The sequence below is a fragment of the Citrobacter sp. CK198 genome (assembly GCF_030333295.1).
Taxonomy (GTDB): Bacteria; Pseudomonadota; Gammaproteobacteria; order Enterobacterales; family Enterobacteriaceae; genus Citrobacter_B; species Citrobacter_B koseri.
Genome location: NZ_JAOWGE010000027.1, coordinates 19,596 through 36,359, shown reverse-complemented (window position 1 = coordinate 36,359; position 16,764 = coordinate 19,596). Strand labels below are relative to the sequence as shown.

14 protein-coding genes are annotated in these 16,764 nt (G+C 52.3%); 9 read left to right on the top strand and 5 right to left on the bottom strand.

The window, feature by feature from the left end:
* Positions 1 to 6: 6 nt before the first annotated feature.
* From cyoA to OGY62_RS05215, 3 genes are all read right to left on the bottom strand, one after another.
* Positions 7 to 954, bottom strand: a complete 948-nt coding sequence (cyoA, locus tag OGY62_RS05225) for a cytochrome o ubiquinol oxidase subunit II (RefSeq protein WP_012133550.1) — start codon at positions 952 to 954, stop codon at positions 7 to 9.
* Positions 955 to 1,412: 458 nt separating this feature from the next.
* Complete coding sequence (gene ampG / locus OGY62_RS05220; protein ID WP_286459281.1) at positions 1,413 to 2,888, bottom strand: muropeptide MFS transporter AmpG; 1,476 nt, start codon at positions 2,886 to 2,888, stop codon at positions 1,413 to 1,415.
* Between the two features lie 44 nt (positions 2,889 to 2,932).
* On the bottom strand, positions 2,933 to 3,511 hold the full coding sequence (locus OGY62_RS05215) for a lipoprotein (protein ID WP_012133548.1): 579 nt from the start codon (positions 3,509 to 3,511) through the stop codon (positions 2,933 to 2,935).
* A gap of 304 nt (positions 3,512 to 3,815) precedes the next feature.
* Here OGY62_RS05215 and bolA point away from each other — a divergent pair, with 304 nt between their 5' ends.
* The 9 genes from bolA (at position 3,816) to fadM (ending at position 14,184) form a co-directional block, all read left to right on the top strand.
* Complete coding sequence (gene bolA / locus OGY62_RS05210) at positions 3,816 to 4,133, top strand: transcriptional regulator BolA (protein WP_012133546.1); 318 nt, start codon at positions 3,816 to 3,818, stop codon at positions 4,131 to 4,133.
* A 347-nt stretch (positions 4,134 to 4,480) separates the two neighbouring features.
* Positions 4,481 to 5,779, top strand: a complete 1,299-nt coding sequence (tig, locus tag OGY62_RS05205; protein WP_012133545.1) for a trigger factor — start codon at positions 4,481 to 4,483, stop codon at positions 5,777 to 5,779.
* 246 nt (positions 5,780 to 6,025) lie between these two features.
* Positions 6,026 to 6,649 carry an ATP-dependent Clp endopeptidase proteolytic subunit ClpP gene (gene clpP / locus OGY62_RS05200; protein WP_003021624.1) on the top strand — a complete coding sequence of 208 codons (624 nt, stop codon included), beginning with the start codon at positions 6,026 to 6,028 and terminating at the stop codon, positions 6,647 to 6,649.
* A gap of 129 nt (positions 6,650 to 6,778) precedes the next feature.
* Positions 6,779 to 8,053, top strand: coding sequence for an ATP-dependent protease ATP-binding subunit ClpX (gene clpX / locus OGY62_RS05195; protein ID WP_012133543.1), 1,275 nt, complete (start codon positions 6,779 to 6,781; stop codon positions 8,051 to 8,053).
* 184 nt (positions 8,054 to 8,237) lie between these two features.
* Complete coding sequence (gene lon, locus OGY62_RS05190) at positions 8,238 to 10,592, top strand: endopeptidase La (protein ID WP_012133542.1); 2,355 nt, start codon at positions 8,238 to 8,240, stop codon at positions 10,590 to 10,592.
* A gap of 209 nt (positions 10,593 to 10,801) precedes the next feature.
* A complete protein-coding gene (gene hupB, locus OGY62_RS05185; RefSeq protein ID WP_003021629.1) occupies positions 10,802 to 11,074 on the top strand; it encodes a nucleoid-associated protein HU-beta in 273 nt (90 codons plus the stop codon).
* 223 nt (positions 11,075 to 11,297) lie between these two features.
* The gene (gene ppiD, locus OGY62_RS05180) at positions 11,298 to 13,169 is read left to right on the top strand and encodes a peptidylprolyl isomerase (RefSeq protein ID WP_286459279.1); all 1,872 of its coding nucleotides are present in this window, start codon (positions 11,298 to 11,300) and stop codon (positions 13,167 to 13,169) included.
* A gap of 149 nt (positions 13,170 to 13,318) precedes the next feature.
* Positions 13,319 to 13,693, top strand: coding sequence for a helix-hairpin-helix domain-containing protein (locus OGY62_RS05175; RefSeq protein ID WP_049008409.1), 375 nt, complete (start codon positions 13,319 to 13,321; stop codon positions 13,691 to 13,693).
* A gap of 92 nt (positions 13,694 to 13,785) precedes the next feature.
* Entirely contained in the window at positions 13,786 to 14,184 is a 399-nt protein-coding gene (fadM, locus tag OGY62_RS05170; RefSeq protein WP_012133539.1) for a long-chain acyl-CoA thioesterase FadM, read from the top strand.
* Positions 14,185 to 14,266: 82 nt separating this feature from the next.
* Here fadM and queC read toward each other — a convergent pair whose 3' ends face one another.
* Together queC and OGY62_RS05160 are read right to left on the bottom strand one after the other, a co-directional pair.
* Entirely contained in the window at positions 14,267 to 14,962 is a 696-nt protein-coding gene (queC, locus tag OGY62_RS05165) for a 7-cyano-7-deazaguanine synthase QueC (protein WP_286459277.1), read from the bottom strand.
* Between the two features lie 27 nt (positions 14,963 to 14,989).
* Entirely contained in the window at positions 14,990 to 16,726 is a 1,737-nt protein-coding gene (locus OGY62_RS05160) for an SgrR family transcriptional regulator (protein ID WP_286459275.1), read from the bottom strand.
* Positions 16,727 to 16,764: the final 38 nt, after the last annotated feature.

Below are 16,764 nucleotides of genomic sequence, written 5' to 3'. Positions count from 1 at the left end.
GGCCCCTTAGTGAGCGGATTCCGCGTGGCTCATGTCCATGCCTTCCATGCCTTCATGCGAGCTGTGCTCACCTTCCGGTTGGGTCATGTCCATGCTCTTACCGTGAGCCATAAATTTGTTAATGACGTCTTTAAACAAATCCGGTTTCACGTTGGAGAAATATTCCACCTGGTTGTATTCGCTTGGCGCAGCCACTTTCTCGAACGCAGCCATGTCGCTCATGGTGTTCGGTGACTGTTTAGCTTTAGCAACCCACTGGTCGAATGTGGCGCGGTCCGGCGTGGCGATAGCTTTGAACTTCATACCGGAGAAACCAGGGCCGCTATAGCTTGCGGAAATACCATCATAGGTACCGGCTTCGTTGGCGATCAGATGCAGTCGAGTCTGCATACCGGCCATGGCATAAATCTGGCTACCCAGACGCGGGATAAAGAAGGAGTTCATCACGGAGTTGGAGGTCACTTTGAAATAAACCGGAGTGTTCGCCGGGAAGGCGATTTCATTCACGGTTGCAATGCCCTGTTCCGGGTAGATGAAGAACCATTTCCAGTCCATGGAAACCACTTCGATGGTAATGGGCTTCTCGTCATGCGCCAGCGGCTTGCTTGGCTCAAGAGCGTGAGTGGTTTTCCAGGTAAGTACAGCAAGGAAAATGATGATCAGAATCGGCACCGTCCAGACCACAGCTTCCACTTTATTGGAGTGTGACCAGTTCGGGCTGTACTTCGCATCTTTATTGCTCGCACGGTACTTCCAGGCGAAACCAACAGCCATCAAGATGGCGGGAATAACGACAATCAACATCAGGCCAAAAGCCGTCAGTATCAGTGAACGTTGTTCCAGTCCAATCTGTCCTTTGGGGTCAAGAAGTGCAGAATTACAGCCACTGAGTAATGCAGTGCCTGCAATTAATGACAACCATCCCAAACTTTTATTGTATTTCCTGAGTCTCATTTAACGACCTCAATTCCACGGGACCTGGTGGCGTTTAAAGTGTGTGGGCATTTTACGGGAAGGTTACATTACTGTAAACATGATTGGATCTGTGTTACTGGGTTCTGCCGGGCATGTCACATATGTTGCAGGATATGTCGCGTTGACTTTAAGAACCTGTTGCAACATCACGTTATAACGAAAGAGGGCAGGAAAGCAGGGCTTACAGGGTAATTGGTATAACCAATGCGAAATTAAAACAATTGTTTAACAATTAATTATCAACAAAGAGACAAATGAAAAACAAAAAATAAAACTATATTGGCTGAATCGAGTAAGGAAAATAAAATCTATAAAAGGCGTCAATAATTTCCAGATGCTATTGCGCACAAAACAACAAATATTATTTTTCGCAACTGCTGCTTATTTAGCCGTTATAATTTCGCTCTGTTATTACAACGGCAAATAACGTTGCCCGCTTACACAAGACGTGTTTTGCGTAGCGCCAGATAATCCAGCACCCCGCCGAACAAAATGCCGCATATCGCCACCATGACCCCTGCCTCAAGCAGTTCGGGCAGGAAGGAGAAGCGAGTGTAGTCCACGGCGTTCATCGTCAGCAGCAACAGCCATACCGCCAGCAGGCCGCAACCGACCATTAGCGTCAGCAGCGCCAGACCATACGCCCCGCGAAATTCCGTACGGGGGATGAAGCTTTCGCTTTCCCAACTGTGTTCAAGGGTTTGACGACAAACCAGCAGAAGCAGAAGGCCAGGCACGGCCGCTGCGACGGAGAAGAGATAAAACGTGGGCCAGCCATGCGCTTCGACAAACCATCCGGCAACGGGGCCGACATACACGCGTCCCACCGCAGAGAGCGCGGAGAGCAGGGCAAACTGGGTGGCGGAAAACGATTTGTTGCACAGCGTCATTAACAATGCGACAAAGGCCGCCGTTCCCATCCCGCCGCACAGGTTCTCGAAGAAGACCGCTGCGGCCATGCTGAACATATGTTTGTCCGTCACGGAAAGCAGCCAGTAACCGGCGTTGGAAACGCCTTGCAGAATGCCGAAAATCAGCAGCGCGCGGAAAAGGGAAAGGCGCTGCATCAGGATGCCGCCGTACAGCGCGCCGACAATCGTCGCCAGCAGTCCCAGCGTTTTATTGACCACGCCGACTTCACCGGCATCAAAACCAACGCCGCGAATCAAAAAGGTGGTGGTCAGACTCATGGCGAACGCATCGCCCAGCTTATACAGCACGATTAACAACAAGATCAGCCAGGCGTTGTTGCGGCCAAAAAAGTCGCGCAGCGGAGCGGCGACCGCCTGTTCCAGCGTTTTAGGCACTGGAATGGAATCTTCAGGTTCAGGGGCCAGGAGCGTGGCGATAATACAGGGCACAAGCAGCGCCGCCATCAGCCAGTACATCCCCTGCCAGCCGAGCCAGCGATCCGCCAGCCACAGCGCCAGCCCACCGGAGACCAGCATTCCTAGCCGATAGCCCAGTACGCTAATCGCCGCTCCGGTGCCGCGTTCTTCCGCAGGCAGAACATCCGTTTTCCACGCGTCAAAGACAATGTCCTGAGATGCGGAACAGAAGGCGATGATAACCGCCAGCGCCGCCATCCAGCGCAGCTGCGTGCCGGGTTCCAGAAAACCCATCGCCGCAATGGCGAGCAGCAGCAGAATCTGCGTGGTAATCAGCCAGCCGCGACGACGACCTAAAAAAGGCGGCGTGTAACGGTCCATGACCGGAGACCAGAGGAATTTAAAGACGTAGGCCTGGCCCACCAGAGAGAAGAAACCAATGGTTTTGAGATCGATATTCTCAACGGTCATCCAGGCCTGTAGCGTGCCGGAGGTGAGCGCGAGGGGTAAACCTGATGCAAACCCCAGAATCAACAGGATAGCTGAGCGCGGTTGCTGAAAAATACGTAAATATTGGTTGGGCATGGGCATCTACAGGCCCGACAAGCGCCGGGCCATCTGGACAGAAATTAACGTGCGTTCTGCTTAATGAATTCGTGAATGCTGGTGTCCTGAGACATATCAGCGATGGTGTCGGTCAGGACGCTGTTAACCGCGTTGGCGATATTCTGGTTGGACGCCTGGAATGCGCCTTCAACAGAGTAGCTCGCACGGTAGTTTTTCGTCATCTTGTTGCCGTTTGCCGCCGTCGCGATGATGGCGATATCCGCTTTGGTGGCGATGTTGTAGCGAACGTTACCCTGAGATACATCGGCATACAGCTGATTTACGATGATTTGCAGGTTAACAGCGCCGTTTGGCCCCACCATATAACCGCGTGCGGTCATCTGTTTTTCCAGCACTTCTTGCAGCAGGAAGCGCAGATCGCGGGAGGCGGTCAGAGTAACCAGTTGGTTATTACGCGTAACTTTCGCCAGCGCCTGATCCTGACGCTGGTCGGCGCCGTTGATGCTCACAGTAACGCCCATCAGGCTTGGATCTTGTTGCGGCAGTGTGATTTTCGGCGATACGTCAATGGTTGTCGGCGGTGTTGCGCACCCTGCCAGCATAACCAGAGCAATTAATGGAAAGAGGATTTTCTTTAACATGTTCGGGCTCTCAGTGACTCTTAAGCGTGATAGATAAAAATTCCCGCCATCATAACATTGCCAACGGCGAGGGGAAGTGGTCAACGCATGTAAATTCATCGCGTTGTCTGTTTTCTGACCCTCGGTACACCTTACTTCGGGTTTTCGCAACCAAATGAATGGATAAGTCAGTAAACTTCATACGTTTGAATGAAAATATCAGACGAACGCTAAATTTTTGTTGTCATGATGTAATGTAAACGGTAAAAGCGGCTAGTATTTAAAGGGATGGGTGACATCTCAGCGTTGTCGGAGGAGATATTTCATGATGATACGTGAGCAAATAGAAGAAAAATTAAGGGCAGCGTTCGAACCCGTGTTCCTCGAAGTTGTGGATGAAAGCTATCGTCACAATGTTCCGGCAGGCTCTGAGAGCCACTTTAAGGTTGTGCTGGTCAGCGATCGCTTCACTGGCGAACGTTTTCTTAATCGCCACCGGATGATTTACGGTACGTTAACGGCAGAACTCTCCACAACCGTACATGCGCTGGCCCTGCATACCTATACCATTAAGGAGTGGGAAGGATTGCAGGATACGATCTTCGCATCGCCTCCTTGCCGTGGCGCAGGAAGCATCGCGTAGAAAAACGCATTTGCAACTGTTGGCGCTTTTCCAGTATGTTGCTACAGATTATGTGAAAACGGCCTGCGGGCCGTTTTGTTTTGTCTGAATTTTGAGCGAGATGTACAGTATTCAGACCAAAATTAGCCGGGAATTGTGAAAAAAGCCGCAGCAACGCGCGATAACCGTTCTCGACTCATAAAAGTGATGCCGCTATAATGCGGCGTCTTATTTTTCGGAATGTCTTCGGGATGATTCTGACGACAGGGAATGTGATTGATTATGAGAACATCCCGGTTCCGCGAAGCCAACAACCTGTGCTTGCGGAGTAGAGTTGACCGAGCACTGTGATTTTTTGAGGTAACAAGATGCAAGTTTCAGTTGAAACCACTCAAGGCCTTGGCCGCCGTGTAACGATTACTATCGCTGCTGACAGCATCGAGACCGCTGTGAAAAGCGAGCTGGTCAACGTAGCGAAGAAAGTGCGTATTGACGGCTTCCGCAAGGGCAAAGTACCGATGAATGTTGTTGCTCAGCGTTATGGCGCTTCTGTTCGCCAGGACGTTCTGGGTGACCTGATGAGCCGTAACTTCGTTGACGCGATCATCAAAGAAAAAATCAACCCGGCTGGCGCACCGAACTATGTTCCGGGCGAATACAAACTGGGCGAAGACTTCACCTACGCTGTAGAATTTGAAGTCTACCCGGAAGTTGAACTGACCGGTCTGGAATCCATCGAAGTTGAAAAACCGGTTGTTGAAGTGACCGACGCCGATGTTGACGTGATGCTGGACACCCTGCGTAAACAGCAGGCAACCTGGAAAGACAAAGATGGCGCTGCTGATGCAGAAGACCGTGTAACCATCGACTTCACCGGTTCTGTTGACGGTGAAGAGTTCGAAGGCGGCAAAGCGTCTGACTTCGTACTGGCGATGGGCCAGGGTCGTATGATCCCGGGCTTTGAAGACGGTATCAAAGGTCACAAAGCAGGCGAAGAGTTCACTATCGACGTGACCTTCCCGGAAGAATATCACGCTGAAAACCTGAAAGGTAAAGCCGCTAAATTCGCTATCAACCTGAAGAAAGTTGAAGAGCGCGAGCTGCCGGAACTGACCGAAGAATTCATCAAGCGTTTCGGCGTTGAAGATGGTTCTGTTGCTGGTCTGCGTACTGAAGTGCGTAAAAACATGGAACGCGAGCTGAAAGGCGCTGTGCGTAATCGCGTGAAGTCTCAGGCGATTGAAGGCCTGGTGAAAGCGAACGACATCGACGTTCCATCTGCGCTGATCGACAGCGAAGTTGACGTTCTGCGTCGTCAGGCTGCACAGCGTTTCGGCGGCAACGAGAAACAAGCGCTGGAACTGCCGCGTGAACTGTTCGAAGAACAGGCTAAGCGTCGCGTTGTTGTCGGCCTGCTGCTGGGCGAAGTGATTCGCACTCAGGAACTGAAAGCTGACGAAGAGCGCGTTAAAGGTCTGATCGAAGAGATGGCTTCTGCGTACGAAGATCCGAAAGAAGTTATTGAGTTCTACAGCAAAAACAAAGAGCTGATGGACAACATGCGTAACGTCGCTCTGGAAGAGCAGGCTGTTGAAGCCGTTCTGGCGAAAGCGAAAGTGACTGAAAAAGCCACTTCCTTCAACGAACTGATGAACCAGCAGGCGTAATTCGTCGCTTAATTAGCACGAAATTCGCACAAGAGCCCGTCACCTCCAGGTGGCGGGCTTTTTTTTGTCACGCATTTTGCATGGAAGAGTGCGAAAACAGCGTTTCAGTGTTAGCGTTACAACAAAAGATTGTTATGCTTGAATTATGGCGATGCCGTACCCATAACAGAGGGACTAGCTGATAATCCGTCCATAAGGTTACAATCGGTACAGCAGGTTTTTTCAATTTTTATCCAGGAGACGGAAATGTCATACAGCGGCGAACGAGATAACTTTGCACCCCATATGGCGCTGGTGCCGATGGTCATTGAACAGACCTCACGTGGTGAGCGCTCTTTTGATATCTATTCTCGTCTACTTAAGGAACGTGTCATTTTTCTGACCGGCCAGGTCGAAGACCATATGGCTAACCTGATTGTGGCGCAGATGCTGTTCCTGGAAGCGGAAAACCCGGAAAAAGATATCTACCTGTACATTAACTCCCCAGGCGGAGTTATTACCGCAGGGATGTCTATCTACGACACCATGCAGTTTATTAAGCCGGACGTTAGCACGATTTGTATGGGCCAGGCGGCTTCTATGGGCGCGTTCCTGCTGACTGCTGGCGCAAAAGGCAAACGTTTCTGCCTGCCTAACTCTCGCGTCATGATTCACCAGCCTCTCGGCGGTTATCAGGGCCAGGCGACAGATATTGAAATTCATGCCCGTGAAATCCTGAAGGTGAAAGGGCGCATGAATGAACTTATGGCGCACCATACGGGTCAGTCTCTTGAGCAGATTGAACGTGATACCGAGCGCGACCGCTTCCTCTCCGCGTCTGAAGCGGTGGAGTACGGTCTGGTCGACTCGATTTTGACCCATCGTAATTGATGCCCAGGGCGCAGGTGTGCCGCTATAATACTATCCAGGGGCGGCACAACGCTGACAAGCGACTTGCGCCTGAGAATGGCATTTGCGTCGTCGTGTGCGGCACAAAGAACAAAGAAGAGGTTTTGACTCATGACAGATAAACGCAAAGATGGCTCGGGCAAATTGTTGTACTGCTCTTTTTGCGGCAAAAGCCAGCATGAAGTGCGCAAGCTGATTGCCGGTCCATCCGTGTATATCTGCGACGAATGTGTTGATCTATGTAACGACATCATTCGCGAAGAGATTAAGGAAGTGGCACCGCACCGTGAACGCAGTGCGCTGCCGACGCCACATGAAATTCGCAACCATCTGGACGATTATGTTATCGGCCAGGAGCAGGCGAAAAAAGTGCTGGCGGTCGCGGTATACAACCACTACAAACGTCTGCGCAACGGCGACACCAGCAATGGCGTTGAGTTGGGCAAAAGTAACATTCTGCTGATCGGGCCGACCGGTTCCGGTAAAACGCTGCTGGCCGAAACGCTGGCGCGCCTGCTGGACGTACCGTTCACCATGGCGGATGCCACCACCCTGACCGAAGCCGGTTATGTGGGCGAAGATGTTGAGAACATCATTCAGAAGCTGTTGCAAAAATGCGATTATGATGTGCAGAAAGCGCAGCGCGGTATTGTCTACATCGATGAAATCGACAAGATTTCCCGTAAGTCTGACAACCCGTCCATTACCCGTGACGTTTCCGGTGAAGGCGTACAGCAGGCGCTGTTGAAACTGATCGAAGGGACGGTTGCCGCCGTTCCGCCGCAGGGAGGACGCAAGCATCCGCAGCAGGAGTTCTTGCAGGTTGATACCTCTAAGATCCTGTTTATCTGTGGCGGCGCGTTCGCCGGTCTGGATAAAGTGATTGCTAACCGTGTTGAAACCGGCTCCGGCATTGGTTTTGGCGCAACGGTTAAAGCGAAATCCGACAAGGCCAGCGAAGGCGAACTGCTGGCGCAGGTTGAGCCGGAAGATCTGATCAAATTTGGTCTGATTCCTGAGTTCATTGGTCGTCTGCCGGTTGTGGCGACGCTGAATGAGCTGAGTGAAGAAGCGCTGATCCAGATCCTGAAAGAGCCGAAAAACGCCCTGACCAAACAGTATCAGGCGCTGTTTAACCTGGAAGGCGTCGATCTGGAATTTCGTGACGAAGCGCTGGATGCTATCGCGAAGAAAGCGATGGCGCGTAAAACCGGCGCCCGTGGTCTGCGTTCCATCGTTGAAGCGGCGCTGCTTGATACCATGTACGATCTGCCTTCTATGGAAGACGTCGAAAAAGTGGTTATCGACGAGTCCGTCATCGGCGGTCAGAGCAAGCCGTTGCTGATTTACGGCAAGCCGGAAGCGCAGCAGGCATCTGGTGAATAATTAACCAACTCATACAATCAGTTAACGAAAAAGGGGGGATTTTATCCCCCCTTTTATTTTTCCGTAAACATGGCGTTGAATGTGTGGGAAACATCCCCATATACTGACATACATGTTAATGGCTGCGTGAAGCACAGTCGCGCAGTCTGATTACCTGGCGGACACTAAACTAAGAGAGAGCTCTATGAATCCTGAGCGTTCTGAACGCATTGAAATCCCCGTATTGCCGTTGCGCGATGTGGTGGTTTATCCGCACATGGTCATACCCTTATTTGTAGGGCGGGAAAAATCTATCCGTTGTCTGGAAGCGGCTATGGACCATGATAAAAAAATCATGCTGGTCGCCCAGAAAGAAGCATCAACGGATGAGCCGGGTGTAAACGATCTTTTCACCGTCGGGACCGTGGCCTCAATTTTGCAAATGCTGAAACTGCCTGACGGTACTGTCAAAGTGCTGGTTGAGGGGTTGCAGCGCGCGCGTATTTCTGCGCTGTCAGATAACGGCGAACACTTTTCCGCTAAGGCGGAATACCTTGAATCGCCAGCGATTGATGAGCGCGAGCAGGAAGTGCTGGTGCGCACTGCCATCAGTCAGTTCGAAGGCTACATCAAGCTGAACAAAAAAATTCCACCGGAAGTGCTGACGTCGCTCAATAGCATTGACGATCCTGCGCGTCTGGCGGACACCATCGCTGCCCATATGCCGCTGAAACTGGCGGATAAGCAGTCCGTGCTGGAGATGTCCGACGTTAACGAACGTCTGGAATATCTGATGGCGATGATGGAATCTGAAATCGATCTGTTGCAGGTTGAGAAGCGTATTCGCAACCGCGTTAAAAAGCAGATGGAGAAATCTCAGCGTGAGTACTATCTGAATGAGCAAATGAAAGCCATTCAGAAAGAACTGGGCGAGATGGACGACGCGCCGGATGAAAACGAAGCGCTGAAGCGTAAAATCGATGCGGCAAAAATGCCGAAAGAGGCAAAAGAGAAAGCGGAAGCAGAATTGCAGAAGCTGAAAATGATGTCTCCGATGTCGGCGGAAGCGACGGTTGTACGCGGCTACATCGACTGGATGGTGCAGGTGCCGTGGAACGCGCGTAGCAAGGTCAAAAAAGACCTGCGTCAGGCACAGGAAATTCTCGACACAGACCATTACGGTCTGGAGCGTGTGAAAGATCGCATCCTTGAATATCTCGCGGTACAAAGCCGTGTAAACAAAATCAAAGGGCCGATCCTGTGTCTGGTTGGGCCGCCGGGGGTAGGTAAAACCTCTCTGGGCCAGTCCATCGCCAAAGCGACCGGGCGTAAATATATCCGTATGGCGCTCGGCGGCGTGCGTGATGAAGCAGAAATCCGCGGCCACCGCCGGACATATATCGGCTCTATGCCGGGTAAACTGATCCAGAAAATGGCCAAAGTGGGCGTTAAAAACCCGCTGTTCCTGCTCGATGAGATCGACAAAATGTCTTCCGACATGCGTGGCGATCCGGCCTCTGCGCTGCTTGAGGTGCTGGACCCTGAGCAGAACGTGGCGTTCAGCGATCACTACCTGGAAGTGGATTACGATCTCAGCGACGTGATGTTCGTTGCCACCTCCAACTCCATGAACATTCCGGCGCCACTGCTGGATCGTATGGAAGTGATTCGTCTGTCCGGTTATACCGAAGACGAGAAGCTGAACATTGCTAAACAGCACCTGCTGCCGAAACAGATCGAGCGTAACGCGCTGAAGAAAGGCGAGCTGACGGTTGAGGATAGCGCCATTATCGGCATTATCCGTTACTACACCCGTGAAGCGGGCGTGCGTAGCCTGGAGCGTGAAATCTCCAAACTGTGCCGCAAAGCCGTGAAACAGCTGCTGCTGGATAAGTCGCTGAAACACATTGTGATCGATGGCGATAACCTGCATGACTATCTCGGCGTACAGCGCTTTGACTACGGCCGCGCGGACAACGAAAACCGTGTGGGTCAGGTAACGGGTCTGGCATGGACGGAAGTGGGCGGCGACCTGCTGACCATCGAAACCGCCTGTGTGCCGGGTAAAGGCAAACTGACTTACACCGGTTCTCTCGGTGAGGTTATGCAGGAATCTATTCAGGCTGCGCTGACCGTGGTGCGTGCGCGTGCGGAAAAACTGGGTATTAATCCAGACTTTTACGAAAAACGTGACATCCACGTTCACGTACCGGAAGGGGCGACGCCGAAAGACGGCCCGAGCGCCGGTATTGCGATGTGTACCGCGCTGGTCTCCTGCCTGACGGGTAATCCTGTTCGCGCTGATGTGGCGATGACCGGGGAAATTACCCTGCGAGGCCAGGTACTGCCTATCGGCGGCCTGAAAGAGAAACTGCTGGCGGCGCACCGTGGCGGGATCAAAACCGTGTTAATTCCGTTTGAGAATAAACGCGATCTGGAAGAGATTCCAGACAACGTTATTGCCGATCTGGACATTCATCCGGTGAAACGCATTGAGGAAGTTCTGACTCTTGCGTTGCAAAATGAGCCGTCCGGCATACAGGTTGTCACCGCAAAATAGTGACCTCGCGCAAATAGCGCTAAGAAAAACAGGGCTGGCAGGGCATTTCGTGCTTGCCAGCCTTTTTTTGTATAGCTAATTTAGATGACGGATCGGGCTTGCCATCATTAACGGGTGTTGTAAGGGCATGGCAGGCCTGATATAACTGCTGCGCGGTCGCACTTTGAAGGATTCCGGTGCGATATAAATTATAAAAGAGGAAGAGAAGAGTGAATAAATCTCAACTGATCGACAAAATTGCTGCAGGGGCTGATATCTCTAAGGCTGCGGCTGGACGTGCGTTAGATGCAATTATTGCTTCTGTCACTGAATCACTGAAAGAAGGTGATGATGTAGCGCTGGTAGGTTTTGGTACTTTTGCTGTTAAAGAGCGTGCTGCCCGTACTGGTCGCAACCCGCAAACAGGTAAAGAGATCACCATCGCCGCCGCTAAAGTGCCGGGTTTCCGTGCAGGTAAAGCGCTGAAAGACGCGGTAAACTAAGAGCTTCTCCCCCTGGGGATGTGACAAAGTACAAGGGCGCATCATCTGATGTGCCTTTTTTATTTGTCCAGTACTACTTTATTTGAGTTTATGCTGGTTGTGGGCTGACAATTACCCCGGTTTCTTGTCACAATACAGCTTTCCGCGCAGCGTTCAGAAAACGCTATGCTGCGTGAAGTATGAATACGCAAAACAGTCACCTACAGCGGAGTGTGGTTACACCATGATGGACAGCTTACGCACGGCTGCTAACAGTCTCGTGCTCAAGATTATTTTCGGTATCATTATCGTGTCGTTCATTTTGACCGGCGTGAGTGGTTACCTGATTGGCGGAAGCAATAACTACGCCGCAAAAGTGAATGACCAGGAAATCAGCCGCTTGCAGTTTGAGAATGCGTTTAACAGCGAACGTAATCGTATGCAGCAGCAGCTGGGCGATCAGTATTCTGAACTGGCGGCGAATGAAGGCTACATGAAAACGCTGCGTCAGCAGGTACTGAATCGTCTTATCGATGAAGCCTTGCTGGATCAATACGCGCATGAGCTTAAACTCAGCATCAGCGACGAACAGGTTAAGCAGGCCATCTTTTCAACGGCGGCTTTCCAGGTTGACGGCAAATTTGATAACAACCGCTACAACGCGATTGTGAATCAGATGGGGATGACAGCCGATCAGTATGCTCAGGCATTGCGTAACCAGCTCACCACCCAGCAACTGATTGCTGGCGTTGCCGGTACTGATTTCATGCTGAAAGGTGAAACGGACGAGCTGGCGGCGTTAGTTGCGCAGCAGCGTGTGGTGCGTGAAGCGACGATTGACGTGAACGCACTGGCTGCGAAACAGCAGGCTACCGATCAGGAAGTGTCCAGCTACTACGAGCAGAACAAGAACCTCTTTATGACCCCGGAGCAGTTCCGCGTGAGCTACATCAAGCTGGATGCGGCTGCTATGCAGGAAACGGTCAACGATGCGGATATCCAGTCTTACTATGACCAGCATCAGGATCAGTTCACCCAGCCGCAGCGTAACCGTTACAGCGTCATTCAGACCAAAACGGAAGATGAAGCGAAAGCGGTGCTGGACGCGTTGAACAAAGGCGGTGATTTTGCCGCGCTGGCGAAAGAGAAATCCGCAGACATTATCTCTGCGCGCAACGGCGGCGATATGGGCTGGCTGGAAGACGCCACCACGCCGGACGAACTGAAAAATGCCGGCCTGAAAGAAAAAGGCCAGCTGTCTGGCGTGATTAAATCCTCTGTTGGCTTCCTGGTCGCGCGTCTGGATGATGTTCAGCCTGCGAAAGTGAAACCGCTGAGCGAAGCGCGTGATGACATTGCCGCGAAAGTGAAGCAGGAAAAAGCGCTGGATGCCTATTACGCGCTGCAACAAAAAGTCAGCGATGCGGCGAGCAACGATACCGAATCTCTGGCGGGCGCTGAACAGGCCGCTGGCGTGAAAGCGGTTGAAACCGGCTGGTTCAGCCATGACAACCTGCCAGAAGAGCTGAATTTTAAACCGGTTGCCGATGCTATCTTCAACGGTGGTCTGGTTGGCGAGAACGGTACGCCGGGCAGCAACTCCGATATCATCACCGTGGATGGCGACCGCGCATTCGTGCTGCGCATCAGCGAGCATAAACCTGAAGCGGTTAAGCCTCTGGCTGACGTGAAAGAGCAGGTGGCTGCGCTCGTTAAGCACAACAAAGCAGAGCAGCAGGCAAAACTGGATGCTGACAAACTGCTGGTTGAGCTGAAAGCGGGTAAAGGCGCAGAAGCGATGAAAGCGGCCGGTCTGAGCTTTGGCGAAGCGAAAACGCTGAGCCGTACCGGGCAGGACCCGGTAAGCCAGGCTGCGTTTGCGCTGGGTCTGCCAGAGAAAGATAAGCCGAGCTATGGCGTCGCTAACGATATGCAGGGCAACGTTGTGCTGCTGGCGCTGGACGACGTGAAAGCGGGCTCTATGCCGGAAGAGCAGAAAAAAGCGATGGTTCAGGGTATTACCCAGAATAACGCGCAGATTACCTTTGAAGCGCTGATGAGTAACCTGCGTAAAGCGGCGAAAATCAAAGTCGGCGATGCGCTGGAACAGCAGTAATCACCGAGACGCTTCGCAAAAAACTGCAAAAAGTTGTAACCCTCAAAGGCCGCCTTCGCGGCCTTTTCCATTTCTGATATTTGCTATTTGTTTGCCTTTCGCCGCCCCGCTATCGTGATGCCACTGTTAACACACAAGGAGAAAACAGTATGAAACATGGAATCAACGCACTGCTGGTCACGATGACTCTGGCTTGCGCAGGCATGACGCACAACGCGCTGGCTGCCGGAACGGTAGAGAAAAATCAGGCGGTACAAACAAAGGCGGATTCGTCTGCGTCCGCGCAGACTAAAGCCTCCGTGCCAGCAAAGGCCAGCGATGATGAAGGCGCGAGGGTCAGTATCAACACGGCTTCAGCGGAAGATCTGGCGCGGGTGATGAATGGCGTCGGGCTGAAAAAAGCGCAGGCGATAGTCAACTATCGGGAAGAGTATGGGCCGTTTAAAACGGTGGATGATTTAAAGCAGGTTCCGGGGATGGGGAGTTCTCTGGTGGAACGCAATCTGGCGGTGTTGACGCTGTAATAACTTGCACTGTGGCAAAAGTTTGCCAGGATAATGAGGTCATACCAGTTATGGCCTCTGTTCCTATAACAACAACGTAAGGTTATTGCGCTATGCAAACACAAATCAAAGTCCGTGGTTATCACCTTGATGTTTATCAGCACGTTAATAATGCCCGCTATCTTGAGTTTCTTGAAGAAGCACGCTGGGATGGGCTGGAAAACAGTGACAGCTTTCAATGGATGACGGCCCGCAACATCGCTTTTGTGGTGGTGAATATTAATATTAACTACCGTCGCCCCGCCGTGCTGAGCGATCTGCTGACCGTCACCAGTCAGGTGCAGCAGTTAAACGGGAAGAGCGGCATTTTAAGCCAGGTCATTACGCTTGAGCCGGAAGGGCAGGTTGTGGTGGACGCGCAGATTACTTTTGTCTGTATTGATTTGAAAACGCAGAAAGCATTGCCGCTGGAAGGTGAGTTACGCGAGAAACTGGAGCAGATGGTGAAGTAACGGAAAGTTGCTTGATGGCGCTTCGCTTATCAGGCCTGCGGGCGACATTGACCACGGTGAATGTCGCCATCCGGCAAAACGATCACTTTAACCCTGTTTTCTGCTTCATTGCCGCCATCACTGCCGGTTTATCCGCCAGATAATGGTTCAGGCCGTTGGCGCGCAGATTACAGGCGGCGCACTGCCCGCAACCGTCACCTTTGATGCCGTTATAACAGGTCAGCGTCTCTTCGCGCACCAGATCCAGCTTGCCCCAGTAATCAGCGAGTGCCCAGGTTTCGGCTTTATCAATCCACATCAGCGGGGTTTCAAAGCGAATATCCTTCGCCATACCCAGGGTGACGGCATGATTCAGCGCTTTGACAAACTCATCGCGGCAGTCCGGGTAGCCGGAGAAATCCGTCTCGCAAACGCCGGTGATCACCGCTTCGGCTTTCACCTGATAAGCGTAAATCGCCGCCAGAGTCAGAAACAGAATATTACGCCCAGGGACAAACGTATTCGGAATACCGTCGGCATCCGGTTTATAGTCCGGTACGGGAATGTTATCGCGCGTCAGGCTACTGACCGCCAGTTCGCTCAGCAGCGTTACGTCCAGCACCTTATGCGCACGCGCGCCGAGTTTTAAGGCCAGATTACGTGCAACATCAATCTCAGCGCGATGGCGCTGACCATAATCAAAGGTGACGCAGTGCACTTCATCATACTGATGCAGCGCTTGCGCCAGACAGGTTGTGGAGTCCTGGCCTCCACTGAATACAACGACGGCACGTTTCATAACTTATCCTGACAAAAACGAAAAACGCTATGGTAGCGCCTGCGGATGGCTGCGACCAGCTTCTTCACCGCGTGGCGGCGGTAGCCATGCTTTCTCAAACTCAAACCAGCCGCGTGGATTGAGTTGAACGCCATTGACGCCCGGCGGCGCGCTAATACGGTAGTGATAGTTAAAAAGCGGCGTAAGCGTGGCGTCATTCATCAGACTCGTGAATACCTGTTGTAACGCAGTATAGCGGTCGTTTTCACCGGGCTGCGTTTGTAAGGCATCCAGCGTGGCCTGAAGATGGGCGAAAGCAGGGGCATCCAGCACATGCGGCCAGAGTTGATCGCAGCGTAGCCACTGCTCAAGCGTATATTCCGGCGCTTCGCCAATCAGCCTGTCGCCCATCATGAGATCCGCTTTTGCCAGCGAAGGGCAGTTATCCCAGTTTTTCGCGTTGTGGAAAATCAACGTTAATTCACAGCCGAGCGTTGCCAGATATTGCTGGAGTTGCTCCGCCATGGTGTGCAACTCAACGGGAAGGTGGTAGACCAGCGTCAGTTTTTTCGGTAATTCAACGGATTCCAGCCCCTTCCATTGCGGCATTACCCAGCCTGGCAGCAGCGCGTTGCTGGGCGTGATCAGATTTTCATCTACCGGCAGCGTCTGTAATAACGACGTATGATGAATGATGTCTACCAGGCGACGCGCCTGTTGCAGGCTGAGTTTCGAGCCTTTTTTAAGCGTCAGGTAGCAAAATCCCAGGCTAATACCGCTGCTCACCTGGCTAAGTGAGGCCAGTTCTTCAGGGTTGCCAATGGCAATCTGTACCGGATGACGGCAGCTGGTGCCTAAATCCTGGTCAAAAAGCTGAGGCGTGATCCAGTATTCAATCGCCTTTAGCAGCGGGTGGCAAAGGTGGTAATTGTCGTGGCTTTCCAGGCGTACCAGCTCCGGCGTAAATAACGTCAGCCGAAAAGGTCCGGTGCCTGACAGCGGCTGATGCGGGTGCGCCAGGTGGCTACAGTAGCTTGCCAGACGGTGCGCCAGCCAGTAATCAGGGCGATGGAGAATGAACGTCAGGCATTGCGGATGGGTGACTTCAATACGCTTGACGCTGATAAACAATTTATTGAGGGCTGGCAGGTCAAGCAGCATCAGCAGGCGCGCGTGCAGCTGCGCAGTTTCTACCGTATCGCCATTATGCCAGTGCAGGGTAGAGCGAATATAAAAATCCCAGCGCATACCGTCGGCGGAGATATCCCAGTGATGTGCTAAATCCCCGCATGGGCGCTGGCTGGTGTTGTCAAAGCGGGTGAGGCCGGAGAAAATTTGTCCCGCAAGATGCTGTTCTGCGCGACCGGGCAGAAATCCCGGATGCAACGGGTCCAGCGGACGATAGTAGGGAATACGCAGGGTCGGCGTGTCGTTTTGCCACTGACCGCCCATAAACGGTTGCAGCATGGTACGCAGTTCGCCTGGCGCCAGCTGTGCCAGCTCCAGCACATTAAGCTGCTGACCTTTTTCCAGCGCTTGTTCCATCATGGTATTGCGCAGTGACTCCGGCGTGACCAGAAATTGCAGTTTACCGCGCTTACCTCGCCCGGATTGCGCCTCCCATGTTAACCAGCCGGCTTCCTGCGCCTGACGTAGTAGCGTACGGACGTGGCGTTCGCTACAAAAACAGCGCTCCGCCAGTTCCCCAACGGTGACCGACTGAGGTTCTCCGGCCGAGGGCTGCCAGAGACGTTGATATTGTTTTAAACGGTTGAGAAGTCGCATTGAAACCCGGAACAATTCATTTTATCTATTCACTATTA